Annotated in this window: 8 protein-coding genes, 1 tRNA gene and 1 pseudogene; 5 read left to right on the top strand and 5 right to left on the bottom strand. The window is 63.1% G+C overall.

Features of this window, described 5'->3' with window-relative positions; translation table 11 throughout:
• Positions 1-620: 620 nt before the first annotated feature.
• Positions 621-693: transfer RNA gene (locus IV498_RS18010), tRNA-Arg, on the bottom strand.
• A 214-nt stretch (positions 694-907) separates the two neighbouring features.
• Here IV498_RS18010 and IV498_RS18005 point away from each other — a divergent pair.
• Together IV498_RS18005 and ettA are read left to right on the top strand one after the other, a co-directional pair.
• Positions 908-1441 carry a single-stranded DNA-binding protein gene (locus IV498_RS18005; protein ID WP_269048452.1) on the top strand — a complete coding sequence of 178 codons (534 nt, stop codon included), beginning with the start codon at positions 908-910 and terminating at the stop codon, positions 1439-1441.
• A 190-nt stretch (positions 1442-1631) separates the two neighbouring features.
• Entirely contained in the window at positions 1632-3314 is a 1683-nt protein-coding gene (gene ettA, locus IV498_RS18000; protein ID WP_269048451.1) for an energy-dependent translational throttle protein EttA, read from the top strand.
• A 126-nt stretch (positions 3315-3440) separates the two neighbouring features.
• On the opposite strand, the gene IV498_RS17995 is transcribed toward ettA, so the two are convergent.
• Positions 3441-4343, bottom strand: coding sequence for an acyl-CoA thioesterase (locus IV498_RS17995; protein ID WP_269048450.1), 903 nt, complete (start codon positions 4341-4343; stop codon positions 3441-3443).
• 93 nt (positions 4344-4436) lie between these two features.
• Between IV498_RS17995 and IV498_RS17990 the strand changes: the two genes are divergently transcribed.
• Both IV498_RS17990 and IV498_RS17985 read left to right on the top strand, forming a co-directional pair.
• A complete protein-coding gene (locus IV498_RS17990) occupies positions 4437-4970 on the top strand; it encodes an acyl-CoA thioesterase (RefSeq protein ID WP_269048449.1) in 534 nt (177 codons plus the stop codon).
• A 14-nt stretch (positions 4971-4984) separates the two neighbouring features.
• A complete protein-coding gene (locus IV498_RS17985) occupies positions 4985-5659 on the top strand; it encodes a hypothetical protein (protein ID WP_269048454.1) in 675 nt (224 codons plus the stop codon).
• 43 nt (positions 5660-5702) lie between these two features.
• Here IV498_RS17985 and IV498_RS17980 read toward each other — a convergent pair whose 3' ends face one another.
• Both IV498_RS17980 and IV498_RS17975 read right to left on the bottom strand, forming a co-directional pair.
• Positions 5703-6080, bottom strand: coding sequence for a globin (locus IV498_RS17980; protein WP_269048453.1), 378 nt, complete (start codon positions 6078-6080; stop codon positions 5703-5705).
• A 221-nt stretch (positions 6081-6301) separates the two neighbouring features.
• Positions 6302-6949 (bottom strand): annotated as a pseudogene (locus IV498_RS17975) (mechanosensitive ion channel family protein); the annotation flags it as partial.
• A gap of 69 nt (positions 6950-7018) precedes the next feature.
• On the opposite strand from IV498_RS17975, the gene IV498_RS17970 reads away from it, so the two are divergent.
• Positions 7019-7993, top strand: coding sequence for an epimerase (locus IV498_RS17970; protein ID WP_269048448.1), 975 nt, complete (start codon positions 7019-7021; stop codon positions 7991-7993).
• 136 nt (positions 7994-8129) lie between these two features.
• On the opposite strand, the gene IV498_RS17965 is transcribed toward IV498_RS17970, so the two are convergent.
• Positions 8130-8600: an OsmC family protein gene (locus tag IV498_RS17965; protein WP_269048447.1), complete on the bottom strand. Its 471-nt coding sequence runs from the start codon at positions 8598-8600 to the stop codon at positions 8130-8132.
• Positions 8601-8836 lie beyond the last annotated feature (236 nt).

Here is an 8836-nt window from a genome sequence, read left to right as displayed (position 1 = left end):
TGGACCCGAAGACCTCGAACACGTCGCCCAGGAACTCAACGCCCGCCCCCGCAAAACACTGGGCTGGAATACCCCAGCCGAACAACTACGTGATCTACTAAGAGCCAGCTAAACCCGGGTGTTGCAACAACCCCTAGAATTCAAGGTGACGACAACAGGATCCATCAGTGAGGTGAAAGCAGGGTGTTCACGATCCTTGGGCCGCACCATCACAGCGATGCAATCAGTGGCCGGCGGCCAAATGTCCGAGCGGTTCCCCTGCTGATTCGAGGGGTGCTTGCCAAATTGCGTGCGCTGAACGTTCGAGGCTGCCGCGGCTGCCTGCGTTGCTGTCCCGCGCGGCCGGTTCCGTGCTCGCCGATGGTGCCGAGGGACGTGAAACGATGATCGGAAGGCCAACTTTTTGGCTCTGACCGCCGCAAGTCGCCCAGACCCCAAAAACCGCCGGAATTCGCGGATTTTGCGCGAGCCGCTTGAAGACGCAAGCACAAATTGCTCTCAAATCTGGCGAAGCCTTGTCATAAACATGACCAGGCTTTTCGTCCAAAGACGTGAGTAGAACGTGAATTAGCCCCCTGTAATCCTCGCTGCGGGACATAGCCCTAGGTCAGGTCATTTTGTGCCCCGGGCGGGAATCGAACCCACGACCAAGAGATTAGAAGGCTCCTGCTCTATCCGCTGAGCTACCGAGGCGAGCGGTCCGTTGGATAAGCGAACCATGTCTAAATTATCAGGTCCGCGGCGATGCCCGGTGCCCACTGGCATGCCACCACTCCTGCACAGCGGTAGTAACGGCTTCTTTTGTGGACGACGGCGATGGTGTCACTGGCGGTCGATCTTCCCCACGTGTTGGCTTAGGGAATCGACTCAGTCCGCGTCTCTGCGGCTGCAAAGGAAGGCATCTGGAATGACTGACATGATTGCGGTTCATGGATTCGTGGCCAACGACGTACGGCTGTTCGTCACGGAGGAAGGGCTGACGATAGCGAGTTTCCGTGTGGGCTCCACCGAACGGAAATTCGATCGGACCGCCAACGCATGGGTGGATTCGGAAACGAACTGGTACAACGTTTCGAGTTTTCGCTATTTGGCCCAAAACGTCGCGTTCTGCATCAAAAAGGGCGACCCGGTGGTTGTCACTGGAAAGCTCAGGCTGCGGCAGTGGACCAACGAGGCGGGGAAATCCGGCATGACCGCCGACATTGATGCAGATGCTGTGGGCCATGATCTGACCTGGGGTACGGACAGGTTCACGCGCTCCAGCGCTCAGCGTCGTGACGCCGCGGCGGCTGGACGGGAAGCAGGTCAGCCGGAATCGGACCCACTGGAGGTCGACGGGCACCAGAACGACGACGGCGGCGAGTCCGGCATTGCCGTCTCTTTGGACGGTGGGGAGGAGCTGGTGGATGTGGCGACCGGGGAATTGCTGGCAGCGGATTGAGAGCTTCGGGCCGATGAAGTCACATCGGATGCCGAGACGCTAACCTTTGACTGGTTTTCCGCCTGCCATGTGCCATGTGCCTGACCGCTCAGCTGGCGGCCGGGTGCCACTTGGCTCGCCTGTGCGGCCTAAAGGGAGAAAGCCAGGCGGGAAATGTGAGATATCCACCGGCACCCATTAGCCTTGAAGTATGGCGGAATTTATCTACACGATGTCCAAGGCCCGCAAGGCCGTTGGCGAAAAAGTAATCCTCGACGACGTAAGCATGTCCTTCTTCCCCGGGGCGAAGATTGGCGTGGTGGGTCCGAACGGGGCCGGTAAGTCCACCATCCTGAAAATCATGGCCGGCTTGGATACCCCGTCCAACGGTGAGGCGCGGCTGAGCCCGGGCTACACCGTGGGTATCCTGCTGCAGGAGCCGCCGCTGAACGAGGAAAAAACGGTCCTGGGCAATGTCCAGGAGGGCGTTGGTGAGATCTACGGCAAGATCCAGCGCTTCAACGAGATTTCCGAAGAGATGGCGAGCCCCGACGCGGACTTCGACAAGCTGCTGGAGGAAATGGGCAAGCTGCAGGAGGCGATCGATGCCGCCGACGCCTGGGATCTGGATTCCCAGCTGGAACAGGCGATGGATGCGCTGCGCTGCCCGCCGCCGGACTCCGACGTCACGGTTCTCTCCGGTGGTGAACGGCGCCGGGTGGCGTTGTGCAAGCTCCTGCTGCAGAAGCCGGACCTGCTGCTGCTCGATGAGCCCACCAACCACCTGGATGCGGAAAGCGTTCTCTGGCTTGAGCAGCATCTCACCTCCTACCCGGGTGCGGTCCTGGCCGTCACTCACGACCGGTATTTCCTGGACCACGTTGCTGAGTGGATCGCAGAGGTGGACCGCGGCCATTTGTACCCTTATGAAGGCAACTACTCCACCTACCTTGAGAAGAAGCGGGCACGGCTGGAGGTCCAGGGTAAGAAGGACGCCAAGCAGGCTAAGCGTCTGACCGAGGAACTGGACTGGGTCCGGTCCAACGCAAAGGGACGTCAGACCAAATCCAAGGCGCGTCTGGCGCGCTACGAGGAAATGGCGGCGGAGGCCGATCGCACGCGCAAGCTTGATTTCGAGGAAATCCAGATTCCACCGGGACCGCGGTTGGGTGGACTGGTGCTGGAAGCGGTGAAGCTGGAGAAGGGCTTCGATGACCGCACTCTGATCGACGGTCTATCCTTCACACTGCCCCGCAATGGCATCGTCGGCGTGATTGGCCCGAATGGTGTTGGCAAGACCACCCTGTTCAAGTCGATTGTCGGTTTGGAACCGCTCGACGGCGGCGAGCTTAAGATCGGTGATTCGGTCAAGATCTCCTACGCGGACCAGAGCCGCGGCGGGATCGACCCGAACAAGACGTTGTGGGAGGTTGTTTCCGACGGCTTGGACTTCATCCAGGTGGGTCAGGTGGAAATGCCTTCAAGGGCGTATGTGGCGGCTTTCGGCTTCAAGGGTCCGGATCAGCAGAAGAAGGCCGGGGTGCTCTCCGGCGGTGAGCGCAACCGCCTGAATCTGGCGTTGACTCTGAAACAGGGTGGGAACCTGCTGCTTCTCGATGAGCCAACCAACGATTTGGACGTTGAGACGCTGAGCAGCCTGGAGAATGCCTTGCTGGAATTCCCCGGCTGCGCCGTGGTGGTATCGCACGACCGGTGGTTCTTGGACCGGGTGGCCACGCACATCCTGGCCTATGAAGGCACCGAGGAGAATCCGGCCAATTGGTATTGGTTTGAGGGCAACTTCGAGTCCTACGAGGAAAATAAGGTTCAGCGTCTTGGCGCCGATGCCGCCCGCCCGCACCGCGTTACGCACCGTCGTCTGACCCGCGGCTGAGTCCGGCCTACATTCGAATATCGTCCAGCAGTGGCCGGTCCCAGGGGACCGGCCACTGCCGTTAAACGCATGAGCCCCGGTGACTCAGCGGCTTGGGCTGCCGCAGTGCCGCCGGAGCGGCGCTCCTTAGTGTCCCGGGAGTTCTTCCTCGGGAATCCGGATCATGCCTTCCTGGGCCACGGAGGCGACCAGCCGGCCGGAGCGGTCAAAGATCTTTCCCAGGTTCAGTCCGCGGGCTCCGGAAGCGCTGGGCGACTCGGCCGCGTAGAGCAGCCATTCATCCACCCGCACCGGCCGGTGCCACCACATGGCATGATCAAGGCTGGCAATACTGAGTTTGGGGGAGATCCAGCTGATTCCATGCCGGCGCAGGGACGGTTCCAGCAGCGTGTAATCGCTGGCGTAGGCCAAGGCGGCGCGGTGTAGGTTGGGGTCGTCCGACATCGGCCCGATGGTCTTGATCCAGACAGCCTGCTGCGCGACGCGCGCTCCGTCCACATTCAGATAGATGCTGCCGTCGATGTGCCGGATGTCGAAGGGCCGGCCATAGGCCCAGGACTGCGCGACCGGATGGTCGATGGTCCCCAGCAGATCCGCGGCCCGGGGGAGCGACTCAGGTTCGGGCACGTCCAGCGGCATGGCCTCCTGATGCTCAATGCCGGCGTCCGGCACCTGGAAGGAAGCGATCATGGAAAGGATCGGAATGCCGTTCTGATAAGCGTGCACCCTTCGCGCCGAAAATGACCGCCCGTCTCGTAGCCGCTGGACGCCGAACGTGACTGGAAGGTTCGTGTCGCCGGGGCGCAGGAAATATCCATGCATGGAGTGCACCGGACGGTCGCCGTCCACGGTCCGGATTCCGGCGATCAGCGATTGTGCCAGCACCTGGCCGCCAAAGAGCCGCTCGCCCGGTTTCGGCATAGAAACACCGACGAAAATCTCTTCGTCGGTTTGTGCGCCGGCGGCGTCGCTGAGATCCAGCAATTCGATCAGGGCTGCCATCGGGTCCGGGTGCGGTGAGTCAGTCATGGAATGACTCTATGTGTCAGCGATGGCGGGCTCAAACATTCGTGGCCGACACCACGATTCGCCGCCCATCACGGGCTTTGAGAAGATGGTGCCATGGCAACAGTGATCCAGATTCCCCTGCAAATCCGCTTCGGTGACATCGATTCTTACGGTCACGTGAATAACGTCACCTTCCTCCAATACCTGGAGGATGCCCGGGTGCAGTTGATTCACACGCCGCTCGGTGCGGCCGCCGGTGCCGGAGCTGGCGCGGAGCAGACCTTCGAGGAACTGATCGGCCCTGATCTGTTCACCTTGGTCGGCCGGCATGAGATCGAGTATCTGGCGCCGCTGCTGTTCCGCCGCGATCCTGTGTTCGTCAATATTTGGGTGACACGGCTCGGCGGCTCCAGCTTCGAGTTCGGTTACACGGTGGCGGAACGGGACGGCTCCACCATCTATGCGCAGGCCAGCTCGGGCATTGTCCTGGTCTCGCGGGATTCGGGACGGCCGGTGCGGCTGACCGGACCGCAACGGCACGCGCTGGAAACGTGGCTGGGCGACGACGTCGCCTTCCGCCGTCGTCCCGCCAGCTCACGGCCGAAGGATTCGGGCGGGCCGGCGCAGTCCGTCGGTTCCCGGTCGTGACTGTCTCCAGCGCGATGCAGTCGCTGCGTTTGGCGGACGCGCAGACGGCCGCTGATCTGCGCACCTATGTGACGCGGGCGCGGAAAGCGGACGACGGCGCCATCCGGCTTCAAGCGTCGGGTTCCATCCTCGCGGCGTACGTGTGCGTCCTGCGACCCAGGAGTACGGCGGAGCGGATTCCCACGGTGCTTGGTTTGCGGACCATGAACCTTGCCTCTCCGGCGGAGGTGGACGTAACGGTGCCGCTGGCTGCCGTGGCGGATCGGCTGGCTCGACTTGATGACTCAGAGCTGGAACTTACGCTGCCTCCGGTCACCGTCCACGAGTCCTGGGCCGGAATCGGCGCGCCCCGGGGAGGTTGGGTACGCCTTTGCGAGATCGGGACTGACACGCTGATCCAAGTGGCCAAGGACGGGGTACGCGAGATTGCGCAGATGGTTCCCATCAATGCTGGATCGCCGGTGGTCGGCAACGCCCGTGCCGCCGTGTGGGGCCGGCCCATTCCTGAGCTGGGGTCTGATCCAAGTGCTGCTGCCGGGGTCGAGCTGTGCGCGGGGGCCGCTTTTGCGGCCTTTGCCCTTGGCTTCGTAGTCCCCGGCTCTTCTGGCGCGCTGTTTCAGTCGGGGCGCTGGCTGCGGCTGAGTACCGGCGCCGGACACATCCTGGTTCGATCTCCACTGTTGTTGTAGAGCTGATGTGCACGATCGGAGCGGCACGGTTCCGCTGCCGCTCTCATGCGGAATTCACCATCGAGTGCGCGGCGCGCTCCAGGTAATCCCATAAAGTGGCCTCCTGCAGCGGCGGCAGCTTGAGCGACTCAACCCCGGCGCGCATGTGGGTCAGCCAACGTTCCCGGGCCTGCGGGGTGACGGCAAACGGCATGTGCCTCATCCGCAGCCGTGGATGGCCGCGCTGTTCCTGATACGTCGTGGGTCCGCCCCAGTATTGTTCCAGGAACATCAGCATGCGCTGCTCCGCGGGGCCCAAGTCCTCCTCCGGATACATCGGACGCAGAACGTCGTCGGTGGCAACGCCCTGATAAAAGACGTGCACCAGCTTGGCAAAGGTGTCATGTCCGCCAACGCTGTCGTAGAAGCTGTTTTGGGCCATCATGATTCGGCTGCCGCCTGCCGGACGGTGCGATCGCCACGCGGCGGGCCCGCGCTTTCGTCGGGCCGAAGCCCTGCGCTTTCGCGACGGACGGCGGCACCAGTTGGGGGGTCAACGGACTGGGCTGCGCTTTCGCCACGGACGGCGGCACCACTTGGGCGTTCATCGGACTGCGCTGCGCTGCCGCGGCCGGCACCGGCCGGGTGGTCCTCTCCCGCGGTGCGTGTCGCGTTCGCGTCGCTGGCGGCCGCGTTCGCACCGCCGGCGGCCGGCCCGTCGTCGTCCTCGTCGGGCGGGACATAGTTGCCCTGCGACCGATTCCCCACCCTCAGAATCTCTCCGTTGCGCAGGTACCAGATGGATCCGTCCTCGGCGCGGACCCTGGTGATGCGCAGGCCCACGGACTCCACCGCTCCCACCACCTCGCTGGTCTGGATCACGTCGCCGATGCCGTACTGATCCTCGATGGTGATGAAAATCCCGGCTAGGAAATCGCGGATCAGCTGCTGCGAGCCGAAACCGATGGCGATGCCGAGGATGCCGACGCTGGTCAGCAGCGGAGCGACATTGACGCCCAGACTTTGCAGCACATAGATGATGACGATGACCGCTATCACCAGGCTCACTACGGAGGTCAGCAGCGACCCTATCGTTTCGGCGCGCTGCACCCGGCGCTGATTATCCAGTTGCCGCAGCACGGGATGAGCCCATTTGAAGCCGCGGGAGTTGAGGATGGTGGACCCGCTGGCCACTCGCCGGACCATGCGCGAGATGAGGAAGCGCAGCATGACCCAGATCACCAGGCCCACCAGCACCACGATTCCGGCCGTGATCAATTCGGGCCAGATCTGATCCCAATTCCACTTCACGAAGACTGTACCTTCCGATTTCCCGCCATATCCCTGTCCTGAACAACCCTAGCGCCGTAGGCTGGTCGGATGCGCATCCTGATTCTGGGCGGCACGGTATTCCTGTCAGCGGAAATTGCCCGGCAGGCGGTGGAGCGAGGGCATGAGGTGACATGCCTGGCCCGCGGCACGTCGGCGCACCCGCCGGAGGGCGCTGCATTTGTGCGGGCGGATCGTGCGCCCGGGGGTGCGGCCTATGACGGGCTCGACGGCGACTGGGACGAAGTATTGGAGGTCTCCTGGCGGCCGGAGCAGGTCGGTGCCGCGCTGGAGGCGCTGGCCGACCGGGCCGGGCACTGGACCTACGTCTCCAGCTGTTCGGTTTACGCCGACGACGCCCGCGCCGGGGCAGACGAGTCGGCGGCGTTGTTGCCTGCACTGGGACGGGACCAGCATGTCGAAGATAACTATGGGGAGGCCAAAGTTGCCTGTGAAATCCTCTCCAGCGCCGCCATCGGGCCGAGACTGCACATCAGCCGGCCCGGATTGATCGGCGGCCCGGGGGATCCCAGCGACCGCTTCGGCTACTGGCCGGCGCGTTTTGGCAGGGATAACGATCCGGTTCTGGTCCCGGACGTACCGGAGGCACAGGTGCAGGTGATCGACGTGCGGGATCTGTCCGGCTGGATCTTGGATGCTGCGGAGAAGCGGATCACCGGAACCTTCAATGCCGTGGGGGAGAGTGTTCGGTTTACCAGTGTTCTCGGGGCCGCCATCGACGCCACCGGCTATGCGGGTCATGTCTACATCGCGGATCCGGCTTGGCTTGCGGAGTCCGGAGTGGCGCATTGGGCCGGGGAGGACTCGCTGCCGCTGTGGCTCCCCGAGGGCATGGCCGGCTTTGTCACGCGTCGGGCGGATAAGGCCGTACGGCGGGGCCTGAACCGCAGACCATTTGACGAATCACTGCAGGACACCCTGGCCGACGAACGGGAACGGGGACTGCACCGGGAGCGGCGGGCCGGGCTCAGCGCCGGCCGGGAAAAAGAACTGGTGCAGGCTTGAGAAGAGCACCGCTGATCCGGCGGCATGGGCGCGGCCCAGCGCTGGATTGGCGGCTGCGTGAATCGGTCCTGGCAGGTCGGGGATATCTCAAGGATGCCAGTGCGGGACCAGTGCCGGAACCGGGAAGGGCCTGAACTTAGCTTGTAACCTCGGGCTGGTGCTGGACGGGGAAGTTGACGCTGCGCGCGATGAAGCACTTTTGCGCGGCTTCCGCGTGCAGCCGGTTCGCCAACTCCTGCTGGCTGGCGTCGGCAATGACCACCTGCGGCTTGAGTGTGACTGAGCTGAACTGGCCGCTGCCATCCGGGTTCAGCACCATAGTTCCCGAGGCATTGTCCTGATAGCTGGTGACCACAATTCCATTGTTCACGGCCACGTGGAGGTAGGAGAGCATGTGGCACTGTGCGAGCGCCGTCAACAGCAATTGTTCGGGGTTCCAGCGGTCCTTGTCACCATGGAACGTTGGATCCGCCGAACCGGCCAAGGTGGGTCGGCCGGCCGCCGTTACCTCGTGGTCCCGACCGTAGTCGCGGTATCCGGATGTTCCGGTGCCGCGGTTTCCGGTCCAGGAGACGGTGATGTCGTAGGAGTGCTGATTGAGAGCCATGACTTCATTAAACCCCGGGGAGACCTCGGAGAGGTTCCAACTGGCTGGCCGGAAACCGTTCTGCCCACCGAGTCAAGACCCCCGGTGAGCAGCTTGAATTCTAGGGGTTGTTGCAACACCCGGGTTTAGCTGGCTCTTAGTAGATCACGTAGTTGTTCGGCTGGGGTATTCCAGCCCAGTGTTTTGCGGGGGCGGGCGTTGAGTTCCTGGGCGACGTGTTCGAGGTCTTCGGGTCC

The organism is Paenarthrobacter sp. Z7-10 (assembly GCF_026932795.1).
Lineage (GTDB): Bacteria > Actinomycetota > Actinomycetes > Actinomycetales > Micrococcaceae > Arthrobacter_M.
Note: the sequence above shows the minus strand (reverse complement) of the source record. Positions and strands in the feature narration are given on the sequence as shown.